The 25588-nt window shown below is 67.6% G+C and carries 25 protein-coding genes; 7 read left to right on the top strand and 18 right to left on the bottom strand.

Going from position 1 to position 25588, the window contains the following annotated elements; translation table 11 throughout:
• Positions 1-65 precede the first annotated feature (65 nt).
• Both ED208_RS14930 and ED208_RS14925 read right to left on the bottom strand, forming a co-directional pair.
• Positions 66-1013, bottom strand: a complete 948-nt coding sequence (locus tag ED208_RS14930; RefSeq protein ID WP_123212716.1) for a response regulator — start codon at positions 1011-1013, stop codon at positions 66-68.
• A gap of 9 nt (positions 1014-1022) precedes the next feature.
• Positions 1023-2870 (bottom strand): DAHL domain-containing sensor histidine kinase, encoded by a 1848-nt coding sequence (locus ED208_RS14925; RefSeq protein ID WP_123212715.1) that lies wholly within the window; start codon positions 2868-2870, stop codon positions 1023-1025.
• Positions 2871-3041: 171 nt separating this feature from the next.
• Here ED208_RS14925 and ED208_RS14920 point away from each other — a divergent pair, with 171 nt between their 5' ends.
• The 5 genes from ED208_RS14920 (at position 3042) to ED208_RS14900 (ending at position 8491) form a co-directional block, all read left to right on the top strand.
• Entirely contained in the window at positions 3042-3536 is a 495-nt protein-coding gene (locus tag ED208_RS14920; protein ID WP_123212714.1) for a nuclear transport factor 2 family protein, read from the top strand.
• A 93-nt stretch (positions 3537-3629) separates the two neighbouring features.
• Complete coding sequence (locus tag ED208_RS14915; RefSeq protein ID WP_233575090.1) at positions 3630-4808, top strand: acyl-CoA dehydrogenase family protein; 1179 nt, start codon at positions 3630-3632, stop codon at positions 4806-4808.
• A 145-nt stretch (positions 4809-4953) separates the two neighbouring features.
• A complete protein-coding gene (locus ED208_RS14910; RefSeq protein WP_199720637.1) occupies positions 4954-6546 on the top strand; it encodes a DHA2 family efflux MFS transporter permease subunit in 1593 nt (530 codons plus the stop codon).
• Between the two features lie 27 nt (positions 6547-6573).
• On the top strand, positions 6574-7935 hold the full coding sequence (locus ED208_RS14905; protein WP_233575089.1) for a DUF1329 domain-containing protein: 1362 nt from the start codon (positions 6574-6576) through the stop codon (positions 7933-7935).
• A gap of 13 nt (positions 7936-7948) precedes the next feature.
• Positions 7949-8491: a nuclear transport factor 2 family protein gene (locus ED208_RS14900; RefSeq protein WP_123212713.1), complete on the top strand. Its 543-nt coding sequence runs from the start codon at positions 7949-7951 to the stop codon at positions 8489-8491.
• 107 nt (positions 8492-8598) lie between these two features.
• Here the strand turns inward: ED208_RS14900 and cysC are convergent, their stop codons facing one another.
• From cysC to ED208_RS14850, 10 genes are all read right to left on the bottom strand, one after another.
• Positions 8599-9222, bottom strand: a complete 624-nt coding sequence (gene cysC / locus ED208_RS14895; protein ID WP_123212712.1) for an adenylyl-sulfate kinase — start codon at positions 9220-9222, stop codon at positions 8599-8601.
• The gene (locus ED208_RS14890; protein WP_123212711.1) at positions 9219-10715 is read right to left on the bottom strand and encodes an aldehyde dehydrogenase family protein; all 1497 of its coding nucleotides are present in this window, start codon (positions 10713-10715) and stop codon (positions 9219-9221) included. Before ED208_RS14890 ends, cysC begins: the two co-directional genes overlap by 4 nt.
• Positions 10716-10782: 67 nt before the next feature.
• The gene (locus ED208_RS14885; protein WP_123212710.1) at positions 10783-11649 is read right to left on the bottom strand and encodes an SDR family NAD(P)-dependent oxidoreductase; all 867 of its coding nucleotides are present in this window, start codon (positions 11647-11649) and stop codon (positions 10783-10785) included.
• Between the two features lie 66 nt (positions 11650-11715).
• A complete protein-coding gene (locus tag ED208_RS14880; RefSeq protein WP_123212793.1) occupies positions 11716-13068 on the bottom strand; it encodes a DUF1329 domain-containing protein in 1353 nt (450 codons plus the stop codon).
• A gap of 140 nt (positions 13069-13208) precedes the next feature.
• Positions 13209-13691 (bottom strand): DUF2505 domain-containing protein, encoded by a 483-nt coding sequence (locus tag ED208_RS14875; RefSeq protein ID WP_123212709.1) that lies wholly within the window; start codon positions 13689-13691, stop codon positions 13209-13211.
• A gap of 48 nt (positions 13692-13739) precedes the next feature.
• A complete protein-coding gene (rd, locus tag ED208_RS14870; RefSeq protein WP_123212708.1) occupies positions 13740-13904 on the bottom strand; it encodes a rubredoxin in 165 nt (54 codons plus the stop codon).
• A gap of 110 nt (positions 13905-14014) precedes the next feature.
• Positions 14015-14764 carry a TetR/AcrR family transcriptional regulator gene (locus ED208_RS14865; protein WP_158608577.1) on the bottom strand — a complete coding sequence of 250 codons (750 nt, stop codon included), beginning with the start codon at positions 14762-14764 and terminating at the stop codon, positions 14015-14017.
• A 180-nt stretch (positions 14765-14944) separates the two neighbouring features.
• Positions 14945-16369, bottom strand: coding sequence for an amidohydrolase family protein (locus ED208_RS14860; protein WP_123212706.1), 1425 nt, complete (start codon positions 16367-16369; stop codon positions 14945-14947).
• A complete protein-coding gene (locus tag ED208_RS14855; protein WP_123212705.1) occupies positions 16363-18210 on the bottom strand; it encodes a CoA transferase in 1848 nt (615 codons plus the stop codon). The genes ED208_RS14860 and ED208_RS14855 overlap by 7 nt, the downstream gene beginning before the upstream one ends.
• The gene (locus tag ED208_RS14850; RefSeq protein ID WP_123212704.1) at positions 18189-18635 is read right to left on the bottom strand and encodes an SRPBCC domain-containing protein; all 447 of its coding nucleotides are present in this window, start codon (positions 18633-18635) and stop codon (positions 18189-18191) included. Before ED208_RS14850 ends, ED208_RS14855 begins: the two co-directional genes overlap by 22 nt.
• A gap of 75 nt (positions 18636-18710) precedes the next feature.
• Between ED208_RS14850 and ED208_RS14845 the strand changes: the two genes are divergently transcribed.
• A complete protein-coding gene (locus tag ED208_RS14845; protein WP_158608576.1) occupies positions 18711-19403 on the top strand; it encodes a hypothetical protein in 693 nt (230 codons plus the stop codon).
• 39 nt (positions 19404-19442) lie between these two features.
• Here ED208_RS14845 and ED208_RS14840 read toward each other — a convergent pair whose 3' ends face one another.
• The 6 genes from ED208_RS14840 to ED208_RS17490 form a co-directional block, all read right to left on the bottom strand.
• Positions 19443-20930, bottom strand: a complete 1488-nt coding sequence (locus tag ED208_RS14840) for a class I adenylate-forming enzyme family protein (RefSeq protein ID WP_123212702.1) — start codon at positions 20928-20930, stop codon at positions 19443-19445.
• 155 nt (positions 20931-21085) lie between these two features.
• On the bottom strand, positions 21086-21397 hold the full coding sequence (locus tag ED208_RS14835) for a hypothetical protein (RefSeq protein ID WP_123212701.1): 312 nt from the start codon (positions 21395-21397) through the stop codon (positions 21086-21088).
• A 49-nt stretch (positions 21398-21446) separates the two neighbouring features.
• A complete protein-coding gene (locus tag ED208_RS14830) occupies positions 21447-22430 on the bottom strand; it encodes an alpha/beta hydrolase (protein WP_123212700.1) in 984 nt (327 codons plus the stop codon).
• Entirely contained in the window at positions 22430-23602 is a 1173-nt protein-coding gene (locus ED208_RS14825; RefSeq protein WP_123212699.1) for a thiolase C-terminal domain-containing protein, read from the bottom strand. The genes ED208_RS14830 and ED208_RS14825 overlap by 1 nt, the downstream gene beginning before the upstream one ends.
• Before the next feature lie 158 nt (positions 23603-23760).
• On the bottom strand, positions 23761-24204 hold the full coding sequence (locus tag ED208_RS14820) for a Zn-ribbon domain-containing OB-fold protein (protein ID WP_123212698.1): 444 nt from the start codon (positions 24202-24204) through the stop codon (positions 23761-23763).
• Positions 24205-24543: 339 nt separating this feature from the next.
• A complete protein-coding gene (locus ED208_RS17490; protein ID WP_199720636.1) occupies positions 24544-24684 on the bottom strand; it encodes a hypothetical protein in 141 nt (46 codons plus the stop codon).
• Positions 24685-24900: 216 nt separating this feature from the next.
• Here ED208_RS17490 and ED208_RS14815 point away from each other — a divergent pair, with 216 nt between their 5' ends.
• Positions 24901-25587 (top strand): EF-hand domain-containing protein, encoded by a 687-nt coding sequence (locus ED208_RS14815; RefSeq protein WP_123212697.1) that lies wholly within the window; start codon positions 24901-24903, stop codon positions 25585-25587.
• Position 25588: the final 1 nt, after the last annotated feature.

Genomic DNA, 25588 nt, shown 5'->3' with positions numbered 1-25588 from the left:
GGCGAAGCAGCCGCGCCGCCTGCCGCCGTTCAATTCGAGATCCGAGATCCGCAATGGGCCGCGCCTCAGCTGCGGCCGCTGGCCCAGGAGCGCAGTGAGCGGATGCGGTCCAGCAGCTTGAGCGCCGGCGGCGGCGCGGCGGCGGTCGGCGCTGGCGCCTCGACTTCGTAACGGCGCTGCAGCACCGGGTTCAGCGCCAGCTTCTGATGCTGCTTGTGCGCGGAGTTGACGGTGATGCGGCAGGCGATGTCCTGTATGGGTTTGGTGATCAGCCGGTAGATCTGGCCCTGGTTGATCAGCTCGATGGCGGCGCCGGCATCGGCGCGCTCGGTGAGGATCACCGACACCAGTTGCGGCTGGTGTTGCTTGAGGCTGCCGATCAGGCTCACCACCGGCTGGTTCTGCACCCGGGTATCGGAGATCACCACACCGATGCTGGCCTGCTCCAGACGCTGCACGGCCTCGTCCATGCTGGCGGCGCCATAGACCTTGAACTGGTCGCCGAGAATCACCTGGATCTTCGCCGCCATGCGCGGATCGTCGTCCAGCACCAGCACGCCGGGTGCGTCGCGCTCCGGCTCGGGTGTGATCGGTTCAGGAACGGCGGCGGCCTGCTGGCTGAGCTTGGCCGCCGCCGCCGCGTTGGCGACGGTGCTGGCCAGCACATCGTTGTCCCAGGGCTTGCTGACAAAGCGGAAGATCTCGCCCTCGTTCACCGAGTCGATGATGGCATTGAGATCGGAGTAGCCGGTGAGCAGGATGCGCATCGCATGCGGGTTCAGCTCGCGCGCCGCGCGCAGCACCTCGATGCCGGTGATGCCGGGCATGCGCTGGTCGCTGACGATCACGTCCACGGTCGCGGTCTTCAGGAACTCCAGCGCCTTGTGGCCGCCCTCGGCGAAGTACATCTCGTACTGGCCGCGAAACTGCATGCGCATGCTGGTCAGCACTCTCGGCTCGTCATCGACGAACAGCACGCGCGGCTTGGTCACCACAGAGGCGCTCTGATTCATCGTCGCTCCTCAGGCCGCAGCCAGTGCTTCGGCCTCGGCGCCGGCCGGGCGTGCCTGCGCCAGCGGCAGGTGCAGGATGAACGTGGTGCCCTGCCCCAGCTTGGACTCCACCTCGATGCGGCCGCCGTGCTCCTCGACGATGCGGAACACGATGGACAGCCCCAGCCCGGTGCCCTTGCCCACCGGCTTGGTGGTGAAGAAGGGCTCGAAGATGCGCTGCTTCACCTCCTCGCTCATGCCGCTGCCGCTGTCGGTGATCCGCACCTGCACGCCATTGCGCTCGGCGCGGGTCTGGATGTGGATGCGGCCCTCGCCCTCGATGGCTTGGCCGGCATTGGTCAAGAGGTTGAGGAACACCTGGTTGAGCTGCGAGGGCGAGCACTCGATTTCCGGCAGCGCGCCGAACTCGCGAACAATCTCGATGCGGTCCTTGAGCTGGTTGTTGCAGATCTTCAGCGCCGAATCGATGCCGGCGTTCAGGTCGAACAGGTCGGTGCGCGAGCGGTCCACCCGTGAGAAATCCTTGAGGCTGGAAACCAGATCGGCGATCTGCACCAGGCCGTGGTCGGCATCGACCAGCAGGCTGTCGAGATCGGCCATCAGCTCCTCGGGGTTGAGCGCCTGGCGCTGCTCCTCGGCGCCGGCGATGGCAGCGGCGATCTCATCCTCGCTGGCATTGGCCGCGCTCAGCAGACTCAGCGCATGCCCTTGGTTCTGGCACAGCTCGCGGATCTCGACCAGCGTGTTGCGCACCGTGCGGGCGTTGCTGCGGGCATAGCCCAGCGGCGTGTTGATCTCGTGCGCCACGCCGGCGACCATCTGGCCCAGCGAGGCCATCTTCTCCGACTGCACCAGCTGCGCCTGCGATTCGCGCAGCTCGCTGAGGGCGCCACGCAGGTCCTTGGTGCGCTCCTGCACCTGCGACTCCAGGGTGCGGTTGGCGTGCTTGAGTCCGGCATTGGCCTTGTCCAGCGCGGCATAGCTCTGGCGCAGCCGCAGGCCCAGGTAGGCCAGGGCCAGCAGCAGCAGGCCGGTGTAGGCGGCGAGGATCACACGGTAGCGGTTGGTGGCCTCGATCTCGGCCTGATACCAGCCCTGGTAGGCCTGTTCCAGCGCCGCCAGTTGCGGGCCGGTGGGCAGGTTGAGAAAGCCGCGCAGCTGGGTCACCAGCTCGGCCTTGTCGGCGATCACGCTCTCGACCAGACCGCGCAGGCTGGCGAAGGCCTTGGCATAGCCGGGGCCGAGGTCCTCGCCGTTGGCGGCCAGCCGGTTCAGGCGCGCGCGCACCCCTTCGGTGTTGGTGGCGGTGGGAACCACCGCCAGGTTGACCACCGCGTTGACCAGTTCCTTGAGACCCGCCTCGCGACTGGCGCGCAGTTCGGTCGGGGTCTCGCGCAGCACCCAGTCGGTGTAGGGCAACAGGGCGTTGAGATTGTTGGTGAGCCGCTGGGTAAGCACGGTGTCGCCGGCCTCGAACTCGAAGCCGAGCCGGAACTTGGTCTCCACCGTGTCCAGGAAGGCATCCAGCGTCGCATCCACCTCGGGACTGATGCCGCGCAACGCCGCCGGGCCGTTCTCCAGCTCGTGCAGGGCGGCGCCCAGTTTCTGGTTGATCTGCTGCTTGTCCGCCGCATCCCCTTCGCCCTCGCCCGCCAGCATGCGGGTGAAGGCGCGGTTGAGATCGACATCCAGATTGTTGACCGCCCGCAGTGCCGCCAGGCGGCTCTGGTGCCGCTCCTGATCGACACTCAGGGACATCCGCGACAGGAACACCAGCAGGCCGATGGCGAGCACCGCCACCAGCGCCACCGTCTGCCACAGGCCGAACTCCCGCTCCCGGTCCTTGTTTACCGCCATGCCACCCTCCCCTGAAAAACCACCGGGCCGGCGCCGCAAGCGCGCCGGCCGATTGCCCGTATCACTGACGTCAGCCTCAGTGTTTGGGAAAAACTCCGCCAAATGAGGGATTCGGCCACGCCGACTTCCCCGTCCAATCCAGAATCACCACATTTTTCTACGGAGTGACCCGTGCCAAACCTCGACCTAGAACGCCGCCTGCAGGCGCTGGAGGACCTGGACGCGATCCGCAGCCTGAAGGCGCGCTACCTGGCCTGCTGCGATGCCAAGGACCCGGTCGGCATGCGCGACTGCTTCGCCGACGGCCCGGTCGCCATCGACTACGGCGCGGTCGGTCGCTTCGACTCCGCCGACCCCTTGGTCGAGCTGTTCAAGCAAATTGGGTGCCACCCCCACATGGTGGAGATGCACCACGGCTCCAACCCGCAGATCCAGCTCAAGGCGGACAACCAGGCCGAAGCTCGCTGGAGCCTGCATTACCAGCTGATCAACACCAACGAGAACAGCCTGACCCAGCTCGGCGCCTACTACGAAGACGAGTACCGCAAGACCGCCACCGGCTGGAAGATCAGCGCCACCAAGTGCGTGGTCACCTCGCTGCTGGTGCTCAAGCTGGCCCCGGACGCGATCCAGGCCCTGGTCATCGGACGGGCGCCCGGCGCCTAGTCGACCGGCTTGCTGTCGGCCGGGATCGCGACGCGACGCCCTCCGGCACGGCTGCTATCGTTGCCGCCCCAATTTCCCTACCGAGCCCCCACCATGAACGCCCGCGTCAGCCCCCCCAACAGCGCCTACGTTTCGCCCTGGATGGATTCCGATCTCGAACTGTTCCGCGACGCGGTGTCGCGCTTCGTCGAGGGCGAGATGGTTCCCCACGACGAACACTGGCGCAAGCAGAACCACGTCGGCCACGAGATCTGGCGCAAGGCCGGCGAGATGGGCTTCCTGTGCACCGACATCCCGGCCGAGTACGGCGGCGCCGGCGGTGACTTCCGCCACGAAGCGGTGGTCTACGAGGAGTGCCTGCGCCGTGGCATCACCGGCTTCGGCCAGGGCGTGCACTCGATTGCCGCCCACTACGTACTCAACCACGGCACCGAGGAACAGAAGCAGAAGTTCCTGCCGCGCCTGGCCAGCGGCCAGTTGGTCGGCGCCATCGCCATGACCGAACCGGGCGCCGGCTCCGATCTGCAGGGCGTGCGCACCAAGGCCGAACTCGACGGCGACCACTACGTCGTCAACGGCTCGAAGATCTTCATCACCAACGGCTACCTCGCCGAGTTCCTGATCCTGGTCGCGCGCACCAACCCGACGCTGCCGGGCGCCAAGGGCCTGTCGATCCTGCTGGTCGAGACCAAGGACCTCAAGGGTTACCGCTGCGGCCGCATCCTCGACAAGATGGGCATGAAGGCGCAGGACACCGCCGAGCTGTTCTTCGAGGACGTGCGCATCCCGGCCGAGAACCTGCTCGGCGGCACCGAGGGCCGTGGCTTCATCCAGTTGATGAGCGACCTGCCCTACGAGCGCGCCATCGTCGCCCTCGGCGGCGTCGCCGCGATGGAAGGCGCGCTGGCCGAAACCGTGAAGTACGTGAAGGAGCGCAAGGCCTTCGGCAAGACCGTCGCCGAGTTCCAGAACACCAAGTACAAGCTGGCGGAAGTGGCGACCATCACCCGCATCGCCCGCACCTTCATTGACCGCTGCATCCAGGACGTGGTGGACGGCAAGCTCGACACCGCTACCGCCTCGATGGCCAAGTACTGGATCACCGACATGCAGCAGCAGGTGATCGACGAGTGCGTGCAGTTGCACGGCGGCTACGGCTACATGAACGAATACTTGGTCACCCGCATGTTCGCCGACGCCCGCGTGCAGCGGATCTACGGCGGCACCAACGAGATCATGAAGGAACTGATCTCGCGTTCGGTACTTGGGTGACGGCGAGAACGGTCGCACTCCCCCGCCGTTCCCCCTCCCCCGCCTGCGGGGGAGGGTCGGGGTGGGGGCGTTCCCTCGTCGGCACTCGTCCCCGTTCCCAAGCTCCAACCGCCAGCGGGTGGAGGAGCCCTAACAGGGACGCCGCTTGAGCACCGCCAGCCTCGACACCGGCCTGCCGCTCGACGAAACCCTCGATCAGGCACGCGAGCGCCACCGCCGCGAATGGCTGGGCTTTCTGGCGATCTCGATGGGCAGCTTCATTGCCATCCTCGACATCCAGATCGTCGCCAGCTCGATCAACCAGATCCAGGCCGGCCTGTCGGCCAGCGCCGATGAGATCCAGTGGGTGCAGACCGCCTACCTGATCGCCGAGGTGATCGCGATTCCGCTGTCCGGCTACCTCTCCCGGCTGCTGTCGACACGGCTCTACTTCACGCTCTCGGCACTCGGCTTCACCCTCGCCAGCCTGGCCTGTGCCCTGGCCTGGGATCTGCCCTCGATGATCCTGTTCCGCACGCTGCAGGGCTTTCTCGGCGGCGGCATGATCCCCACCGCCTTCGCGGCGATGTTCCTGCTGTTCCCGGAGGCGAAGCGTCGCGCGCTGCCGCAGCTGATCGGTGGCCTGATGGCGATCCTCGCGCCCTCCATCGGCCCCAGCGTCGGCGGCTATCTCACCGGCATCGCCAGCTGGCACTGGTTGTTCCTGGTCAATCTCGGGCCCGGCCTGCTCTGCGCCTGGGGAGTCTGGAGCACGGTTCGGCTGGATCAGCCGCAGCCGCAGATCTTCAAACTCACCGACTGGCCGGGCCTGGCCTTCCTGGCGCTGTTCTTGGGTTGCCTGACCTACGCGCTCGACGAGGGGCCGCGGGTGGACTGGCTCGCCAACCGCAGCGTCGCGCTCTGCTTGCTGCTGGCCGCGTTGGGCGGCGCGCTGTTCTTCTGGCGGATGTTCAGCTGCGATCACCCGATCGTCGATCTGCGTGCCTTCCGCAACCGCAACTTCGCGCTCACCTCGCTGGTGTCGCTGGTGCTGGGCATGAGCATGTTCACCCTGATCTACCTCACGCCCTTGTTCCTCGGCCGGGTGCGCGGCTACAGCGCGCTGCAGATTGGCGAGGTGATGGCGGTGCAGGGCATGGCGATGTTTCTCACCGCGCCGCTCGCCGGCCGGCTGTCGCGCCGCATGGATCCGCGCCAGGTGATCGCCGTCGGCCTGGTGCTGGTCGCCACCGGCTCCTGGCTCAACGGCCACATGAGCGCCGACTGGGGCCATGCGCAGTTTCTCTGGCCGCAGGTGCTGCGCGGCGCCGGGATGATCTTCGCCTTCATCCCGATGACCAATCTGGCGCTGGGCACCCTGCCCAGCGAGGCGGTGAAGAACGCCAGCGGCCTCTACACGGTCACCCGCAACCTCGGCGGCGCCATCGGCCTGGCCTTGGTCGGCACCCTGCTCAACGGCCGGCTTTGGCTGCACTGGCAGGACCTCGCGGCGACCCTGCACAGCGAGCGCAGCGGCGTCTACGACTACCTGCACGGCGCCGCCGCGCAGCTGGGGCCGGGCGGCGAGAGCGATCCGCGCGCGCTGGGCCTGCTAAACCAGCTGGCCCAGCAGCAGGCGCTGACCATGGCCTACAACGACATGTACCTGCTGCTGTCGGCGCTGGTGGCGGCAACGCTGCTGCTGGTGCCACTGATCGAGAAACCACGGCCAGACACGGAGGTCGGCGTGGCGCATTAGCGGTCGATACCAAAGGACGGAGGAGACATGAAAATCATCATCAGCGGCCTGCTGCTCGCTGGCCTCGCCCAGGGCGTGCTGGCGCAGACGCCCAGCCCGGCGGCGCGCGGCGCCGAACTGGACGGCCCCAAGCTGAGCTGTACCGGCGCCGAACGCGCCGGCAGCAAGACCGGGGTGGCCGCCTACCGTGGCCAATGGCTGGACAGTTGGCCGGGCATCAAGAACCCCCAGGGCTACGACCCCGGCCCCTACGCGGACGAGCAGCCGCTCTACACCGTCACCGCCGACAACGCCGGCCAGTACGCGGCGCTGCTGAGCGAGGGCCAGAAGGCGCTGCTCGCGAAGTATCCGAAGAGCTTCCGGATGCCGGTCTACCCCAGCCATCGCGACTTCCGCTTTCCCGATCTGGCCTGCGAGCAGACCCGCCGCAATCTGGAGACCGCGAGCCTCAGGAACGAGGGCCTGGAGCTGGCCGGCGTCCAGGGCGGCATTCCCTTCCCCTTCCCGGCCAGCGGTCTGGAAGCGATCTGGAACGTGATGGCCACCCGCCACGTCTGGAACGAGACCGCCACCGTCGATACCGCCGACGTCTTCCCCAGCGGCAAGATCGCCTGGGGCAAGATGAAATACCTGACGCTGGCACCCGGCGCCGCGCCGGACGGCGGCGGCAAGATCGAGAACAACATCGCCGCCTACTTCCTTTCCGAGGTGCTGCTGCCGTCACGCGACAAGGGCAGCATCGGGGTCGGCTTCCAGCCCTTCAATTTCAAGGACGGCAGCACCCACGTCTGGCAGTACAACCCGGGCACGCGGCGGCTGCGGCAGGCGCCGGACATCGCCTTCGACTACCCGGTGCCGCCCTCGGGTCTGCGCACCGTCGATGACGATCACCTGTTCAACGGCTCGCCCGAGCGCTACCAGTGGAAGCTCGTCGGCAAGCGCGAGCTGCTGATCCCCTACAACAACTTCCGCATCAACGATCCTGCCCTCAAGTACAAGGATCTGCTCACCCCCGGCAGCCTCAACCCCGACTACCAGCGCTACGAGCTGCACCGGGTCTGGGTGATCGAGGCAACGCTGAAGAAGGGCCTGCGCCATGTCTACGGCCGGCGGACGATCTACGCCGACGAGGACAGCTGGCTGGCGCACTGGGCCGACAACTATGACACCCGCGGCCAGCTCTGGCGCACGGCGATGGTCCACTACCGCTACGCGCCGGACGCCCAGGCCTTCCATCGCGGCGTGTCGATCTATCACGACCTCAACCTCGGCGCCTACGAAGCCACCTACCTGGTCAACGAGGCCGGCAAGGGCTGGTGGCGCCTCAACCGTGACGACCTGAATCCGCAGATGTTCAACCCCAACGCCGTGACCCGCAGCGGTCACTGAACGGAGCCCCAACATGCCACTGAGTGCGCAACAGCTCGCCGCCCGCGCCGAAGCACTGCAAGCCGCCTTTGTCGAAGCCGCCCGCCGCAACGAATGGGCCTGGATCGCCGACGAGTTCTACGCGCCGGACTGCGAGTATCTCTGCGAGTACGCCGGCACGATGCGGGTGTTCGCCAAGAACCGCGACGAGATCCGCGCCACCCATTACGGCCGCGACATGATGGTGGGCTGGGAGGGCTGGAGCTTTCCCATCGAGCGCTACACCACGCACGGCAACCAGATCATCACCCACTGGTGGAACCGCGGCCCGGGCTTAAGACCCGACGGCAGCCACTACCAGACGCCGGGTGTGTCCTTCATCACCGTCGGCGACGACGGCCTGTTTAGCTACCAGCTCGACCTGTTCGACCTCGCGCACCAGATGAAGCTCTGCGACGAGCTGGAAGCCGCCGGCCTGCTGTCGACTACGCTGAAGGCCAACTGGGTGATTCCGACCAAGCGGCGGCTGATTGCGCAACTGAGTCTGGGCCTGCCCGCCGAAGAGGCGCGGCCATAAAAAAGCCCCGGCAGGGCCGGGGCAGCTGTCACCAGGGAGGATTCGCCGGCGCCGTGCCGACTGCCTTTCTCTGATGCGCGGTGTCGCAAATAGGTTGCAAAGCCGGCTTAGACGGCGAGCAGGATGCCGCGCTTTTCCAGGAGCGCGATCACCGCCGCGACTTCCTCGTCGAGGCTCATCTCAGCGGTCTTGAGCACCAGCTCGGGCTGCTCCGGCGCCTCGTAGGGATCGCTGATGCCGGTGAAGTTCTTGATCTCGCCAGCGCGCGCCTTCTTGTACAGGCCCTTGGGATCGCGCTTCTCGGCCTCGCCCAGCGGGCAATCAACATAGACCTCGATGAACTCCATGCCGGCCTGCTCGTGCAAGGCACGGGCGCTGTCGCGGTCGGCGCGGTAGGGGCTGATGAAGCTGGTCAGCGCCAGCACGCCGGTGTCGACGAACAGCTTGGCGATCTCGCCGATGCGGCGGATGTTCTCGGTGCGGTCCTCGGCGGAGAAGCCGAGATTCTTGTTGATACCCAGGCGGATGTTGTCGCCATCGAGCCGGTAGCAAAGCCGGCCGCGCTTGGCCAGCTCCTTTTCCAGCGCCACGGCGACCGTGCTCTTGCCGCTGCCGGACAGGCCGGTGAACCACAGGGTCGCGCCCTTCTGGCCGAGGATGCGGTAGCGGTCGGTGCGGGAGACTTCGCCGTCGTGCCAGACGACGTTGGTGGCTTTGACTTCGGTGGTCATTTCTTGAATACGTTGGTGAGCTTGAGGAGGCCGCCCATGAAGTTGAGGACGCCGTCGGGCATTTTGACACCCTTGTTGAGCATCCAGCCAATGGCTTCCTTGTACTTGTCGGAGTAGGGCGGGAACATCATGTCGGGGTCGCCGATGCCCGGACCGTCTTCCACCACCGCACGCTGGTTGGAGCATTCCAGGAAGCTGTAGTGGCCGCCGATGCGGCCGATGCCGCTGGAATTGACGCCGCCAAAGGGCAGATGCGGGTTGGTGCCGGACTGGATCAGATTGTGATTGACCACCACGCTGCCGGAGGTGGTGTGGCTGAGCCAGTAGGCGATCGCCTCGCGGTCCTTGGCGAAAATGTAGGAACCTAGCGGCTTGGCGCGGGTCTGGATCTCCGCCACCGCCTCCTCGCGGCTCTTGAACGGCACCACGCAGATGATCGGCCCGAAGATCTCCTCGGTCATGATCCGCATGCTGTTGTTGACGTTAGAGAGCACGGTGGGCGCGATGAACAGGTCGTCGCCGTCGGTCTCGCCACCGCACTCCACCACCGCGCCCTTGGCGATGGCATCGTCGAGCAGGCCCTTGATACGGTCGAAATGCCGGCGATTGACGATGCGCGGCAGCTCGGCGGACTTCTGGAAGCCGGCGCCGCTGGCGTTGTACATCGCCTTCATCGACGCCGACAGAGCTTCGATGAACGGCCGCTGCACCGACTCGTGCACCAGCGCGTAGTCCGGCGCCAGGCAGACCTGGCCGCAGTTGGCGACGCGGCCCCAGGAAATCTTCTTGCCGGCTTCGACGACATCGGCGCTGGCGTCGACGATGGTCGGGTTCTTGCCGCCCATCTCCAGCGTCACCGAGGCGAAGTGCTCGGCGGCGGCCTTCATCACCAGCCGGCCAACGGCGTGGCCGCCGATGAAGAAGATGTGGTTGAAGGGAAGCGTGAGGACTTCCTGCGCGACCTCGGGGCCACCCTGCACCACCGCGAACTCGTCCTCCGGGAACACCTTGGCGATGATGTCGGCCAGCACCTGCGCCGAATGCGGCGCCAGCTCGCTGGGCTTGAGCATCATGGTGCAACCGGCGGCGATGGCGCCCATCAGCGGCACCAGACCGATGGCGATCGGTGCGTTCCAGGTCGCCAGGTTCAGCACCACGCCCTTGGGCTCGTACTGCACGTAGCACTTCTTGCCCAGGGTCATCAGCGTGCCCTGGATCTTGCCCGGCGCCATCCACTCCTCGACGTGGCTGGCGATGAACTCCGCCTCGCCCTTGACCATCAGCAACTGGGCGTCGATGTCGGTGTCGGTGAGGCGCAGCTCCTTGCGCCCGGCTTCGAGGATCGCCGGACGCGCTTCCAGCGTGGCTTTCAGCAGCCGCCGCAGCTTGTCGGCGCGTTGCTCGGCGCTGGTGGCGCGAATCTCCGGCGCCTTGGCGGCGAGGCGGTCGAACAGCCGGCGCAGCTCGGTCGGCGGGGTGACGGGAGCGTTCATGGTTTCTTCCTCTTGCTATGGCTCCCTCCCCCGCGAGCGGGGTAGGGCCGGGGTAGGGGCGGCTCGGCTAAGCCTTGTACGAGGGGATCTTGAACGCCGAGCGCATCATCGCTTCCAGCTGCCCATCGGACAGCAGGCGGCGCATCAGGCCCATGGGCTTCACGTCCTTGCCCAGCAGTTCCATCGGCGCCCAGGTCTTCTTGTCGAGGATCTTCAGCGTGCCTTCCAGGGCCTGCTCGGGCGTGGCGCCGCTCTTTTCCAGCATGTCGGGCAACACCTGCTCCATCACCTTCTTCAGGTAAGGGTCGTAGGCCTTGCGCACCGCTTCCGGCTGCATCGCCCAGGTCTTCCTGGTGTTCTCGTGGGCATTGGCCGACATCGCGGTGAGCACGCCGCCGGGAATGATCGAGGTGACCTGGATGCCGAACGGCGCCAGCTCGTGACGCAGGGTCAGCGTCATCCCGTGGATGGCGTGCTTGCTCATGTTGTAGACGCCGGCGCCGACCGGGTTGGCGATGATCGCGCCGGAGCTGTAGTTGGCGATGCGCGAGCCCGGTGCGTTCCGGCGCAGCAGCGGTAAAAAGGCCTGCACCACCCGCAGCTGGCCGAAGGTGTTGATCTGGAACAGCCGCTCGGCCTGCGCGAGATCGGCGCCTTCCAGCACCCCGACGCCGATGTTGGCGACGCCAGCGACATTCATCAGCAGATCGATGCCCTGACCGGCCAGCGCCTTGGTGACGAACTCGGCGCTGCGCTGCACCGACTCGGTCTTGGAGACATCCTGATCGACCAGGGTGACCGTGTCGCTGTTGGCGAGGTCGGTGGGCGCCCCCGGAAGCACGCCGGCGAATACCCGCCAGCCCCGCTGCGAGAGCGCCTTGACCAGCAGGTTGGCCTGGCCGACGTTGGCGCCGGTGATGAATGCAGTCTTCACGAAATCAAACCCCTGACACGAAAACGGGGCGGCGTCTGTTCGCCGCCCCGTCAGAAAGTACCGGCCTTAGTGCCCGCCGCGTGCCGCCGCTTCCGGGCTGAACATCGCCGGCTTCATCGGCTGGTTGATGCGCCACCAGTCCTTGCCGCGCTCGTTGACCAGATAGCCCGCCTCGTAGGCGCCAGAGGAAAGATCGTGATAGATCGTCGCGCCGCGATGGAAGGCCTTCGACTCCTGCGAGTAGAAGAAGTTGACGAAGTTGGCGCGCCAGAGCTGGCCACGGCCGTCGTAGTTGTCGGCCCAGAGGGTGTGCCAGCTGTCCTCGTCGAGATACAGGATGCGCTTGCTGTAGATGTGGCGGACACCGGCCTTGAGCGTACCTTCCACCACCCAGACGCGGTGCAGCTCGTAGCGCACGTACTCGGGGTTGACGGTATCCGGCTTGATCAGGTCCTTGTACTTGATCGAGGGGTCGTTGATCTTGAAGTTGTGGTACGGGACGTAGATTTCCTTCTTGCCGATCAGCTTCCAGGTGTAGCGTTCCGGCGAGCCGTTGAAGCCGTAGTCGTCGTCGACGGTCCGCAGACCGGCCGGCGGCACCGGGTAGTCAAAGCCGACTTCCGGCGCCTGGCGCACGCGGCGGATGCCGGGGCTGTACTGCCAGGAGGCGGTGGCGTCCTTGGTGAAGTCGTTGGGCTGGTAGCCGACGGCGGTGAAGCCCTTGTCGCGCTCCGGCAGGATGTAGCTGGTGTAGAAGTAGGAGTTGAGCTTGTCCTGGAACGAGCCGCGCTTCTCGGGATCGTTGCCGGGGTTGTAGGTCATGAACTTGTTGCGACCCCAGGCGATGCTGCCGTTGGCGTAGACATCGGCGATGTCGGTCACCGCCTGCTCGGTGGAGGCGCGGTGCGGGTTCACCGCGTTCCACACCGCCTCCAGGCCGCTGGCCGGGAACGGGAACGGGATGCCGCCGCTGATGCCGGTGATCCCCAGCCCGTTGTTGATCACTTCGGAAGTCACCGCGTTCTTCTTCACCGTGTCGCAGACCCAGGGCGCATAACCGAAGTCACGGTGGCTCTGGTAGACGTTGATGCGATAGGACTTGGGGTACTTCTTCAACAGCGCCTTCTGGCCCTCGGTGAGCTTGTCGGCGTACTGCCCGACGTTGTCGGCGCTGATGGTGAACTTCGCCTTTTCATCGGCGTAGGGGCCGGGCTCGTAGCCGAAGGGCTTGCTCTGGCCCGGCCAGGTGCCGACAAACTTGCCGGTGTATTCGGCCACGCCCGACGGCGAAGCCGCGCGTTCCGCGCCCATGCAGGTGTACTTGGGGCCATCGAGTTCGGCCGCCTTGGCCGCCGGCACCTTGGCGAGCGCGGCCGACATCGGCAGCGTCAGCAATGCCATCAGCAAGCTTGTTTTCATGGCGACCTTGGTCGTCGATTTCATCACCGTGTCTCCTCCGGTTTTCGTTGTTGGCATCCTAGGCGTGCGCGGCAACAGCGCCTCGTCCGAACCGAGTATGCCCCTGTGTGTTCCCAGCCCCGCCTGTCGGCGGCACGCGCTCAGCGGTAATTCTTCAGCAGCGCGATCGCCGCCTGGGTCTCTTCTTCCGCCTTCTTGTCCATGTCATTCACCACCATCTTCTCGATGGTTCCGCCGACCAGCGGAATCTTCGACTTCACTTCCCACTGATAGGTGACCACGCAGTCCTTGCCCTCGTCCTTCATCGAAGTGACACAGGACATCTCCAGCGGCATGCCCTTGAGCTCCACCACCACCCGGCCGGTCTTGCTGGCGAGGCTCCAGGTTTCGTCGTTGACCACCGTCGACTCCGGCGCGTTCTTGCCCATGCCCGGCATCGACACCGGGACCTTGCGCTCGATGCGGATGCTGAAGCTGTTGGCGTCGCCGACGCAGTTCAGCACCTGGTACTTGCCGGAGTAGCCGGTGGCTTCCAGCTTGCGGGTGTGGAAGTCGCGGTCGGCGAACATCTTCATCACCACCGACGAGGGCGCCGGATAGCGCGCCTTCATTTCGTGTTTCATCGGATCTCCTCTGTTAGTTTTTATTGGGGCGACGGACGCGGGCACAGACTACTCGTCATGCGGCTCGAACGACTCCTTGGGCGAGCCGCACTCCGGACAGGTCCAGTCCTCGGGCAGGTCGGCAAAGCTGGTGCCGGGCGCGATGCCGCTCTGCGGCATGCCCTTGGCTTCGTCGTAGATGTGACCGCAGATCACACAGATCCACTTCTTCATGGCGTTCTCCTGGGTTTGATCAAACTCATGCCTGGGGATGCGACCGGCTCCAAGCTGGCTGCGCCACTCCCGCGCCCCTGGACGAGGGCGGTCGCGGCCGGCGATGCCGCTCAGTGCCGATCGGCGGGCTGGCGCCCGGCGGCGTAGCGCTGCTGCGGGCTGGGTTCGGGCAGCACCTCGCCGCGCAGGGCCGCAACGCCGGTCAGCAGGGCGCGCAGGGCCGGCAACCAGTGGTGCGGCTGGCGTTCCAGCGTCTGCGGAAACACCTGGCGCACGTAGGGCAGCTCGTCGGCATCGCGGGCCGCGAGGGCGTCGTGCACGGCCTGGCTCCAGGACGGCCCGGAGTCGCGGCTGGCCTGCAAACCAATGGCGCCCGCCGCCGCCCCCAGCATCAGGGTGCCGATGCTGTGGAACAGACGCACACCCTGCTCGGGATCGAAGCCGTGCTGGCAGACCGCCGCGAGGAACTGATCCAGCAAGTCGATCTCGGCCTGCGGCCCCAGGCGGCCCTTGAGCAGTTCGTTCATCAACTGCGGCTCGGCGACGAAGGACTCGAACAGGGTTTCCGCGTAGCGGGTCGCCAGCTCCGACCAGTGTTCGGTGTTGCCGCTGGGCAGCCGCCGCGCCAGCGTCAGCTCGAAGGCGGCCAGACGCAGCAACTCGTTGCGGTTGCGGACATGGCGATACAGCGTCGCCGGCGCCACTCCCAGGTGCCGGGCGATCTGTTTGAGGCTGACCTGTTCCAGCCCCAGTTCCAGCGCGGCGGCGATGATCGCCTGCACGCTCACGCGCGGCGGCCGGCCGACACGCGCGGGAGCGACGGCATCTGCGGAAATGGCGCTGAGAGGCGGACGGCGCATGGCGGTCCTCGGTGGATTCATGCCGGCAGTTTCAGGACCCGCCGGGCGTCAGTCCTACCCTGGACGGACGAGAGCTGGCGCGGGGTATCGAGAACAGGTCAACGCCGCGAGGCCGGGCGACGCTTACCGGCGGACCGGACGAGCCAGGGCAAAGCCCGGTGACCCTCCCGGCTCGGGGCCTCAGGCAGCGCCGGCGACGTTCGCCTCGGCAGCGTGGATGACCAGGCCGCCGCGCAGGCTCAGGCGCACGCGCGGCGTCTCCAGGCCGGCGCGTCGCCAGGCCGACCAGGGGATTTCGAGCAGACAGAGGTCGGCCACACTGCCCGGCGCCAACCGCCTGGGCGGACCGCCGGGGGCGGTCGGCGCCGTGGTGAACAGAGCCAGCGCCTGGTCGGCGTCCAGTGCCTCGTCGGCCGCCATCACCCGGCCCGCGCGGGTGCGGCGCTCCATCGCGGCGCGCATCGCCCGCCAGGGGTCGGGCTCGCCGAACGGCGCATCGCTGCCGGCGGCCAGCGGAATCCCGGCGTTCAGCAATCCACGCAGACGGTACAGCCAGGGGCGATCCTCGGCCGCGACCTCGCGCAGATAGGCGTCGCCGCGCTCGGCGATGAAATTTGGCTGGGTCACCACCGTCAGCCGCAGCTCGGCGACCTCCTCCAGCAGCTCGGGCGGCAGCACCGAGGCGTGCTCGATGCGATCACCGGCCCGCACACCAGCCTCGCGCAGGGCGCCGAGCGCGAACACCAGATCGGTGCGGCTGACGCAATGAAAGGCGGTGGCGCGGCCGGCGCGATGGCTGGCGCGGATGTCGGCGCAGAGCGCCTCGAAATCCGGCAGCTCGTGATCGTGCAGGTGGAACTTGCGCGCGCCGCGCAGCAGCCCCGGCCGATCCTGCAGGGCATCAAGACTGGTATCGCCCATCAGCATCAGGTTCTGCAGCAACTCGCCGCGCGCCTGCGCGGCGGCGAAGCCCTCGGCGGCGGCCAGATCGTTCTGCGGCGTGGTGTCGGTGACGCCGGTGACGCCGTGGCTGGCCAGCAGGCGGCTGGCCCGCGCCAGGCTCAGCGGCCGGCGCGGCAGGCGGCTGCGCAGCCAGTCGTCGGCGTCGTAGAGACGGCCAGTGGTGCGGCCGCCGACGCGCTCCAGCGGATCGTCGCCGCTCGCCGATTCGAGCTCGGCAAGCGCGGCGGAGTTGAGCAGCCAGAGCCGGCCGCTGCGCTGCTGGATGCGCAGCGGCACCCCGGGCAGCAGGGCGTCCAGCGCATCGCGGTCCAGCTCGCCGGCCACCGATTCGTGATAGCCGACGCCGCGCAACCATTCCCCCGGCGCCAGCTCGCGCGCCCGCGCCCGCAGTCGCGCGCCCAATTCCTCGGCGCTGTGCACCTGCGGCGGGCCGCAGGGCAGCGAGTCCAGCGCCGCCGCCAGCGCATACAGGTGCAGATGGTGGTCGTGCAGGCCCGGCAGCAGGGCGCCACCCTGGGCTTCGATGAGCGGCTCGTCGGCGCCGCGCCGCGCCAGACGCGGTGCGATCTCGGCGATACGGCCGGCAGCGATGCGCAGGTCGGCGATCACCCCGCCTGGCAACTCGGCTTCGCGGATCAGCATGCGAGGCCCCAGTCCGCGAACACGGCAGCGGTATCGGCACCCAGGGCAGAGGCCGTTCCCGAGCCCGGCCGGCGCCGTGGTGCCGCCACCGGCTGGCCGCTCTGCGCCAGCACCCGACTCCAGTCGGCCATCCGGGCAGCGACATCGGATGGCGTATCGAAGTCCAGCGCCGCGCGCACCACGCCGCTCAAGGAGAGCGCCAGCAACTGCCCGCCGCCCTGACGCCAGCTCGCCCAGGCGGCGAGCGCGGCGTGGATGCCGGTGAGCGGATCGGCGATGGCGTCGCCACAGATCAAGGGCTCGCCGTGCGCCTGCCGCAGCAACGCCGACAGGCCGGCGGCGACGCCGGCATCGTCGCCATAGGCGATGGCGTTTTCCCACTCCGGCGCGCGGCCGTAGCCGCTGAGGCTGAGCCAGGTCAGCCCCGGATTTTTGCGCAGCAGTTGTTCGGCCGAGATGCCCATCTGCCGCAGCGCACGCGGCCGCGAAGCCTCGATGACGATGTCCGCTTCGCCCAGCAGCGCCCGCAACTGCTCACGCCCGGCGGCACTGCCGAGATCGAGCGCGACGCTGCGCTTGCCGGCGTTGAGCAGGTCGAAGAATTCCGGCGCGCCACGGCGGGCGCCGTCGGGGCGTTGCGTGCTTTCCACCTTCACCACCTCGGCGCCCAAACGAAGCAGTAAATGGCCGCAGAGCGGGCCGGCCCAGAGCGAGGACAGATCGACCACGCGCGGTCGTAGTTTCTTGGAACCCCTCTCCCCTTGTGGGAGGTGAGGCGGAAGTAGGCGAAGCACGGCTTCGCCCCGCCGAACGCCATCGGCCATGCATGGGCCGATGGCCGTCTGGGTAGGGGAGAGGGGGCCCTCCAGTTGGCACAGGATCTCCTCCAGCACCGCACCGCCTTGATTCACCACCTGATGGTTCCAGAACCTCAGCACGCGGAAACCTTCGTGTCGTAGCCAGGCATCCCGCTGTTCGTCCTTCAAGCTATCCAGATGCTGGCTGCCGTCCAACTCCACGACGAGCTTCGATCCAAAGCAAACGAAATCGAGGACGTAGCGCCCCAGCGGCACTTGGCGCTTAAATTTGTGGCCTTGCAGACGGCCGGCGCGGAGATGGAACCAGAGCGCCTTTTCAGCATCGGTCATGCTGCCGCGCAATTCCTTGGCGAAGCTGAGGGGCACGCTGCGCGCCCCCCCCCTCTCCCCTACCCCTCTCCCACAAGGGGAGAGGGGAAAGCTCGGTGTGACTAGCAGCCAAGGCGGAAGCTGCGGCTCCGGGCTACGCGCCAGTGCCAGCCCCAGCAGGCGGCCCTGCTCGACCAGAGCCGCGCTCGATTGCTTGCGCAACGCGGCGGCCACCGAGGGCCAATCGGCGGCTACGTCGGTCTCCAGCCAGGCCGGTAGCAAGGCCCAGTCATCCTCGCGCGCCAGGTTCACGGCAAGTTCGCCATCGGCGGTCGCCAGCAGCCGGCAGCTGCCGCCCATCGACACCGCACCCGCGCGCAACCAGCCGGTGTAGGCGGCACGCTCGGCCAGGAGCCAGGAGCCGCGCAGGCCGTCCAGCGCGCCGGCCGGGGCCAGGCTGGCGAGCGCCGCCAGGGCGCCGTCGGCGCAGGCGGCAAGCGCGCTCGGCAGCAGGCGCGGCGGGCCCTCGGCAACGCCGGTCAGCGCCATCAGGCCGCTGCCCGCCCAGCTCAGCGCCGGATGCTCGTCCGCCAGCGCCAGCTCTCGCTCCGGGGCTAGGCCCAGTGCGCCCAGCAGCCAGTGCGCGTAGGCGCGCGCGGCCTGCTCCGGCGCCTCGGCGCCGGCATCGGGGCTCAGGCCTTGCGCTGCGCCCACAGCGCTTCGGACCGCGTCTGCACACCGGCGATGGCGCCCGCGAATCCGGCTTGCAGCCGGCCTCCAAGCAGGGCGACGACGACATGCCGCAGCCAGCCCGCGAGATGGAAGTGCGAGCGATAGCGCGTCAGCTCCGGCCCGAGCGACTCGACCTCCTGCGAGCGCAGGCTGGACAGCGTGCCCGGCACCGGCTTCATGCAGTAGACGAAGCGTTTACCCTCGACGTATTCCTTCACGAACTCCCGCTGCGGCTGCGGCCTGGCGAGCAGTTTCACCCGCATGTCGATGGGATCGCCCGGCTTGAACGTGGTGCGGAATTCGACCTGGAAGGGATTCCACTCCGGGTACTTCTCGACATCGGTGATGACCTCCCAGACCACGGCGGCGGGGGCTTTGATTTCGAGGGTCTTTTCGATGACGTACATGGCGGCCTGAGGCGGATCGCGGAAGTGCGACCAGTTTCGCGGGCTGCGAAGATAGCGCCTCCCGCAGGCGGATGAGTGATTGTCCGCGCCACTCAGGACCGCCCGACCGTGCAGACCGCCGATCTCCCCGCCCTGGAACCCTCGCCGCGCTGGAGGATGCTGCTGGGCGGGCTGCCTGACCTGGCCACCGCCGCCACCTGCCTGCTGTGCTGGTGGCAGCCCCGGTTGCTCGGCACCGACTGGATCAAGCCGATGCTGCTCACCGTACTGGTGGAGTTTCTGGTGATCCACTCCGGGGTGTTCATGGCCGTCTTCGGCAACGCGCCCAAGACCCGCCTGTTCCGCTCCCTGGCCCATCTGGGGCTCGCCGGCTTCTATGGTTTGTTCGTCTGGCTCATCGCACGCGACTACGAGGCGCCCTGGCTGTATGCCCTGTTCGGCTGGCTGTTCTTCAGCAAGCTGCTGGTCTGCTGGTCGGCGCAACCGCTCCATCACCCCAGCCTGCGCGAGCAGTTGATCGACTGGCCGATGGCAGTCGCCAGCTATCTGCTGTCACTGGTGTTGGGAGGGCTACTGTTCGAAGCCCAGCGCGGCGGACTCGACTATCGCCTGATCCGCGAGGCCGGACTCAGCGGCAAGCCGATGTTCGAGCAGGCTCCCTGGACCCTGCTCGCCTCCGGCGCGCTCTACTTCACGGCGATGGGCCTGTACCGGATGCGGCTGTGGCGCTGGCGCCGGCCCGGTCCACAGCCCGCCGCATCGAACTAGGCGGGCACCGCCCGCCCCGGCTTTGTGAAAGCGGGCTTGTTACACAAACTCCTGCCGGATCACCCGCCGCAGCACCTTGCCCAGCTCGTTGTAAGGCAGCGCGTCCTTGAAGACGATCCTCTGCGGCACGCGCGAGGAGCGCAGGCTGGCTTTCACCAGCTCCTGCAACTCGGCGACCTCGGCGGCGCTGCCGGGCTTGAGCACGATGGCGGCGGCGACACCCTCGCCCCATTGCTCGTCGGGCATCGCCACCACGGCCACGTCGGCGACTGCCGGATGGCCCAGCAGCACGTCCTCGATCTCGCCGGGCGAGATGTTCTCGCCGCCGCGCACGATCACGTCATCGGCGCGGCCATCGAGAAACAGATAGCCCTCGGCGTCGAGATAGCCACGGTCCTTGGTCGGGAACCAGCCGTCGTTGTCGAGCTGGCTGCCCAGCGCCAGGTATTCGCCCGAGACCTGCGGGCCGCGCACGAACACCAGGCCGGCTTCCTCGGGGCCGAGCACCTGACCCTCGTCGCTGCGGATCTCGATTTCCACCGCGCCCGGCTTGCCCACCGAGCCCAGGCGCCGGCGCACTGCCGGGTCTTCGCTGCTGGCAGCGGCGCGGTGATCGTCCGGCCCGAGCACGGCGATGGTGGAACTGGTCTCGGTGAGGCCGTAGGCGTTGGTGAAGTCCACCTCCGGCAGTAGCGCCATCGCCTTCTGGATGGTGGTCAGCGGCATCTTGCCGCCGCCGTAGGCGAGCGCGCGCAGGGCCGGAAGATTGGCCGGCTCGCCGCTGTCGTGCAGGTGATCGACCACCCGCTGCAGCATGGTCGGCACCAGGAAGGCATTGCTGACGCCGTGCTCGCGGCAGGCCGCCAGCCAGGCCTTGGCGTCGAAGCCTTCGAGCTGGACCATGCGCCTGCAGGCGTAGGTGGAGGACAGCACCGCCGAGATGCCGGCGATGTGGTAGGGCGGCACGGTGACGATGATCGCGTCGTTCTCGTCGGCGGCGGCGAATTCCACGGTGCCGAAGATGTAGCTCGACAGATTCTCGTGGCGCAGGATCGCCGCTTTGGGCTTGCCGGTGGTGCCGCTGGTGAACAACTGCACGGCGACCTCGCGCGGGTCGTCGGCCGGCGTCGGCTCCTCGCTGGTCGCGGGCAGCGACAGGAAGGTGGCGCGGTCCACCACCTGCACATCGGCGCGCGGCGTGATGAGCTTGGCGTAGTCGGCGCTGGTCACCAGATAGGCCGGGGCAACGCGCTCGATCAGCTCGTTGATCTCCGGCGCGGTGAGCCGGTAGTTGAGCGGCACGTAGGGGACATTGGCGTAGGCGGCGGCATAGATCGCCACCGGCGCCGCCGGGCTGTTGACGTCGAGCAGGGCCACGTACTTGGCACCACTGGCGCGGATCGCGGCAGCGGCATTGACCGCCGCCGCGCGCAGCTCGGCATAGGTGTAGCGGCTGTCGCCGGAGACGACGCCGATGCGGTCGCCGAAGGCTTCGGCGGCCATGTCGAGGATGGTGGAGATGTTCATGGGCGAACCCTGGCTTTCTGAGTTCCCCTCGCCCCTGGTGGGAGAGGGATTTTGGGAACAAGGGCCGCAAGCTCAGCTCGGACTGCGAACCCGGACAGCGTTGCCGCGCACCCCATCCCCTGCTCTCTCCCTTGAGGGGAGAGGGAACATCCAAATCAGTCCGAAGACGGCAACTGCTTGGCCTGCTTGATCTCCAGCGCCACGCCGTCGAGCGCCAGCGAACCCTTGCCACCCTTGGTGCACAGCAGTTCCAGCGACTCGTCGGCGTTGACGTAGCGCTTACCGATCAGCGTCTCGCCGGCCTGGGCCGGGTCCAGGTCGCCGCCGCCGGTGGCGGTCGGGGCGATCATGTCGGCGCCGCCGCAGCTCAGCGTGAATTCGCCGGCCGGGGCCTTGATGACCATCACCTGGGTCTCGCAGACCGCGCTCTTGAACCGCCCACCCGCCTTCAACACGGTTTTCGCCATGTGCAACTCCTCCTATGAATGGCGGCGATTGTGGCAGAGCCGCCCGGGCTCAAACCTCGTCCAAATGGGCCAGCACCGTGCGTACCCAGGCGTCGAGCCGCCGGTACAGGGCCCGCCGCGAGGCGAACAGGAAGTGGCTGTGCCCGGCCTGGGGCTGGATGTACAGGGTCAGGTCCTGACTGCCGGCGAACGCGGCCGGCACCTGCTGCGGCGCGCCCACCATGTCGCGCTCACCGATGCCGAGGAAGACCGGCACGGAGACCTGCGCCGCTTCCGGCGCGATGTTGCCGGGGATCATCGAGAAGAACGCCGGCACCGGCAGCAGCGGCGCGCGCGCCGCCTTGATCGCCTCCACCCCGCGCGGATCGGCGCTGGCGCCGGCAAAGATGCTGTTGGAAGTCGGCGAGCCCTTGATCTCCGGGTAGTCGCTGACGAACATCTTGCGCGCCAAAGGCACCACCTCGGCACGCACGGCAGCGACCGATTCGGCGGCCAGCTCCTTCACGCGCGGGCTGACGTACTCCGGCAGCCCACGGGTGGAGAAACCCAGCACCACGATGCCGGCGTGCTGCGCGTGGGCAGCCTGCTGCAAGACCGTGAACATCGCGCCCATCGAATGCCCGACGCCGACGCTGCGCAGCGCCGGCAGCGGCCCGAACTGCGGCAGCAGCGCGCCACTGCGCAACTGCTCCAGCACCAGGGCGGTGGCCTCGGCATTGGCCTGCATCACCCGCTCCGGCGTCAGCGCGTAGCTGTCGGCGGGTTTGTCGCTGTCGCCGATGCCGGCGTGGTCGAGGGTGACGACGAGGTAGCCACGCCCGGCCATTTGGCGGGCAAAGGAAAAGCTCTCATCGCCGTCCGAAGACCGCAGGTCGTAGTAGCGACGCGACATGCCGCCACCGGGCAGGCAGACCAGCGCCACCGGCGGCTGCGTGAGTTGGTCCGGAGCAAAGACCTCGGCGGCGATGCTCAGCGGCGCCTCGCCCGGCAGCTCGACCGTGGTGGTCAGCCGCCGCATCAGCGAGCCCGTCATCAGACCGCCGACAACACCGCGCCGGCCATGCCGGAAGACACCAGCACGTTCTCGACCTTGCGCCTGGTCACCTGATTCACCGAGGTGCCGCGCACCTGGCGGACACCCTCGGCCATGCTGTTCATGCCGTGGATGTAGGCCTCGCCGAGCAGGCCACCGTGGGTGTTGGTGGGGATGATGCCGTCCAGCTCCAGCGCGCCGCTCCTGACGAACTTCGCCGCCTCGCCCTTGCCACAGAAGCCGAAGGCTTCGAGCTGCATCAGGAGGTGCGGGGTGAAGGCTTCGTAGAGCATCGCCGCCTGCATGTCCTTGGGGCCCAGGCCGGTCTGCGCCCACAGGCGCTTGGCGGTGCCCTGCGCTTCCGGCATCACCGTGAGGTCCTCGTGGTAGAAGTTGCTGATGACTTCCACGTTGTAGGGGATCGACTGACAGGCGCCGGTGATCTTCACCGGCTTCTGCTTCAGGTCCTTCGCACGCTCCAGCGAGGTGACCAGAATCGCCACGCCACCGTCGCTCTCCTGGCAGCAGTCGAGCAGGCGCAGCCAGGGCTCCTGGATCCACTTGGAGTTCTGGTGGTCCTCGACGGTGATCGGCTTGCCGTAGAACCAGGCCTTGGGATTGGTCGCCGCGTACTTGCGCTCCAGCACCGAGACGTGCGCGAGGTCGGCGTTGGTGATGCCGTAGGTGTGCATGTAGCGCGCCGCCTGCAAGGCGCCCCAGCTCGCCGGCGTCATCGCGCCGAAGGGGATGCACCAGAGCAGCGAGCCGGTGCCGTGGCCGCCGGTGTAGCCCTGCATGTTGGTGGGGTTCTGGCCGAAGCGATACTGGCTGCGCTCGTTCATCGCGCGCCAGATCAGCACGTTCTTGCACAGGCCGGCGTTGACCACCGCCATCGCCTGGGCGATGGTCGCCGCCGCCGCCGCGCCGCCACCCGGGATGCGCGTGGTGTAGGCCAAGTCCTTCACCCCGAGGCAGCGGGCGAGACCGATCTCGTCACTGTTGTCGATGGTGAAGGTGATCATGCCGTCGATGTCGCGCGGGTCGATGCCGGCGTCCTCGCAGGCGGACTTGGCGCACTCGGCGGCGAGCTGCAGCTCGCTGCGGCCGGACTCCTTGGAGAACTCGGTGGCGCCGATGCCGGCTATGGCGGCTTCGGTGAAGGTGCGGGACATAAAGACTCCTCTCGATTCCTGATTTTCTTGAGCCCCTCTCCCCTTGTGGGAGAGGGGTTGGGGAGAGGGGTGCGGTGCCGAAGGCGCCGTGGCGCGCTTCGAAGCCAAAGCCCCCCCTCTCCCTAGCCCTCTCCCACTAGGGGAGAGGGGACAAAAGCTTAGGTGCGCGGTTTGAAGACGTGGACCTTGTGCTTGTTCATGGTGTCTTCGAACAGCACCTCGACTTCCATGTCCATCTTCACGTCTTCGGGCTTGATGCCGACGACGTTCGACACCATGCGGATGCCTTCGGCCAGCTCGATCACCGCGACGATGGGCGCCTCGCGAAAGCCGAACGGTGGCGGGTGGCGCGGGATGGTCCAGGACACCACCTTGCCGGTGCCGGCGAGCTTCACTTCCTGCCGGTTGAGGCTGTGGCAGTGCGGGCACATCGGCCGGGGCGGGAACACGAACTGGCCACAGTCGCCGCATTTCTGGCCGATGAATTCCTCGCGGTCGCAGGCCTCCCAGAAGGTCTTGGCGTCGGGGGTGACGATGGGGGCGATACGGATCGGCTTGGGCGCGGCAGGGGCCGCCGGGGCACCTTCGGTCGGAGTGCTCATAGAGTCCTGGAGTGAATGCAAAAAACCGTCGCGCCCTGCGTCTTGGGCGCCAGGACAGCACGGTAGCGGGCGGCCGGCGACAACTGCCTGCCACAAACGGGTGAGTCGGACTTCCCGCCATGACGGCGGCACGCGGGGAAAGCCCCGATGCGCGCCGCGAGGGCAGCCGGCAGGCCCTTCGCCCCCCCTTGGCTATGCGCCGGTCATTGCCGCCCACCGACCGCCAGCGGGTCGCGGACCGCTGGGCCAGCCAGAGCCAAGTCAGACGCGCAAGCGCCTGCTTCTTGGCCTTCTTGGCCGCCTACTTCTTGGTTTCCCTGCGGCGATCCAGGCCCCTGCTCAGGCCGATGGTTCCGGCTTGATCGCCGAGGCTTCCGCCGCCTCGTTGCGCGCCAGCTTCTTCAGGCGCTTTTCTTCCTGCTGCTTGTTCTTCTTCAGCTCCCGCTGCCGCTTGTCGAACTGGTAATTGGGCTTGGCCACGGGGACTCCGATCATTGGGTTGCACAGTGTAGGCCTTCGGGCGCCGGGGCATCGGCGGCAGCGGGTTTTGCCGTTTGATCGCTTTCGGACTACCGCCGGCCCGGAGTCGGGTTAAGCGCTTGTAAAAGACCCGGCGGCGAGGGGCGCGGCTCACTAGCTTCGGGGGCGACCGATGCCCGGCATCGGCAAGCCCATCGCCCCAGGAGACCCCGCACCATGAGCATCGCCGCCATCGGCTCCACCGCCTCGTCGTGGACCGCCACCCACCCCAAGGTCAATCTCGCCGACGCGCTGTTCGCCAAGCTCGACACCAACAACCAGGGCTATCTCTCCGACACCGACCTGGAGAAGGTGCTGGGCGCCAGCACCAGCGCCGAAACCGGCGGCGACAGCGAGGCGCAGACGCTGTTCAAGGCCCTGGACAGCGACAGCGACGGCAAGGTCAGCAAGGACGAACTGAGCAGCGCGCTGGAGAAAGTCAGCGCGCAACTGGGCGAGGATCGGATGCGCAGCCAGCTCGGTGGACCGGCCGGTGGGCCGCCGCCACCGCCGCCGGGCGGGCGGCCCGACGACGAGGGCCTGAGCCAGGAACAACTCAGCACGATGGCCGCCGACGCGCCCGCCGGCAGCAGCCAGGCCAGCGCCCTGAGCGCCCTGGCCGCCTCCTTCGACGAAGCCGACACCAACGAGGACGGCAAGGTGAGCTTCCAGGAAGCCATGGCCTTCCAGCAGAGCCAGAGCGGCGGCGAGCTTAGTGGCAACACCCGCCAGAGCCCGGAGGCGAACCAGCCCGGGGTCAGCGACTCCGACCTGGGCCGGCTGGTCAAGCTCATCGCCCAGTACCTGGGCGTGCAGGACGACAGCGGCGCCGGCAGCCAGGTGGCGCTGTCGGTCAGCGCCTGAG

Source organism: Stagnimonas aquatica (assembly GCF_003730135.1).
Classification (GTDB): Bacteria; Pseudomonadota; Gammaproteobacteria; order Nevskiales; family Nevskiaceae; genus Stagnimonas; species Stagnimonas aquatica.
The sequence above is the reverse complement of the archived record's forward strand: the minus strand, read 5'-3'. Positions and strand labels throughout refer to the sequence as shown.

What these genes read in the sequence shown, in the direction of transcription:
- ED208_RS14905 (WP_233575089.1), top strand. Translation starts at nt 6,574, where the DNA reads ATGAAAATCATCATCAGCGGCCTGCTGCTCGCTGGCCTCGCCCAGGGC.
- ED208_RS14875 (WP_123212709.1), bottom strand. Translation starts at nt 13,691, where the DNA reads ATGAAACACGAAATGAAGGCGCGCTATCCGGCGCCCTCGTCGGTGGTG.
- cysC (WP_123212712.1), bottom strand. Translation starts at nt 9,222, where the DNA reads ATGACCACCGAAGTCAAAGCCACCAACGTCGTCTGGCACGACGGCGAA.
- rd (WP_123212708.1), bottom strand. Translation starts at nt 13,904, where the DNA reads ATGAAGAAGTGGATCTGTGTGATCTGCGGTCACATCTACGACGAAGCC.
- ED208_RS14815 (WP_123212697.1), top strand. Translation starts at nt 24,901, where the DNA reads ATGAGCATCGCCGCCATCGGCTCCACCGCCTCGTCGTGGACCGCCACC.
- ED208_RS14930 (WP_123212716.1), bottom strand. Translation starts at nt 1,013, where the DNA reads ATGAATCAGAGCGCCTCTGTGGTGACCAAGCCGCGCGTGCTGTTCGTC.
- ED208_RS14820 (WP_123212698.1), bottom strand. Translation starts at nt 24,204, where the DNA reads ATGAGCACTCCGACCGAAGGTGCCCCGGCGGCCCCTGCCGCGCCCAAG.
- ED208_RS14880 (WP_123212793.1), bottom strand. Translation starts at nt 13,068, where the DNA reads ATGAAAACAAGCTTGCTGATGGCATTGCTGACGCTGCCGATGTCGGCC.
- ED208_RS14925 (WP_123212715.1), bottom strand. Translation starts at nt 2,870, where the DNA reads ATGGCGGTAAACAAGGACCGGGAGCGGGAGTTCGGCCTGTGGCAGACG.
- ED208_RS14915 (WP_233575090.1), top strand. Translation starts at nt 3,630, where the DNA reads ATGAACGCCCGCGTCAGCCCCCCCAACAGCGCCTACGTTTCGCCCTGG.
- ED208_RS14890 (WP_123212711.1), bottom strand. Translation starts at nt 10,715, where the DNA reads ATGAACGCTCCCGTCACCCCGCCGACCGAGCTGCGCCGGCTGTTCGAC.
- ED208_RS14860 (WP_123212706.1), bottom strand. Translation starts at nt 16,369, where the DNA reads ATGCTGATCCGCGAAGCCGAGTTGCCAGGCGGGGTGATCGCCGACCTG.
- ED208_RS14835 (WP_123212701.1), bottom strand. Translation starts at nt 21,397, where the DNA reads ATGGCGAAAACCGTGTTGAAGGCGGGTGGGCGGTTCAAGAGCGCGGTC.
- ED208_RS14850 (WP_123212704.1), bottom strand. Translation starts at nt 18,635, where the DNA reads ATGTACGTCATCGAAAAGACCCTCGAAATCAAAGCCCCCGCCGCCGTG.
- ED208_RS14830 (WP_123212700.1), bottom strand. Translation starts at nt 22,430, where the DNA reads ATGACGGGCTCGCTGATGCGGCGGCTGACCACCACGGTCGAGCTGCCG.
- ED208_RS14840 (WP_123212702.1), bottom strand. Translation starts at nt 20,930, where the DNA reads ATGAACATCTCCACCATCCTCGACATGGCCGCCGAAGCCTTCGGCGAC.
- ED208_RS14900 (WP_123212713.1), top strand. Translation starts at nt 7,949, where the DNA reads ATGCCACTGAGTGCGCAACAGCTCGCCGCCCGCGCCGAAGCACTGCAA.
- ED208_RS14865 (WP_158608577.1), bottom strand. Translation starts at nt 14,764, where the DNA reads ATGCGCCGTCCGCCTCTCAGCGCCATTTCCGCAGATGCCGTCGCTCCC.
- ED208_RS14825 (WP_123212699.1), bottom strand. Translation starts at nt 23,602, where the DNA reads ATGTCCCGCACCTTCACCGAAGCCGCCATAGCCGGCATCGGCGCCACC.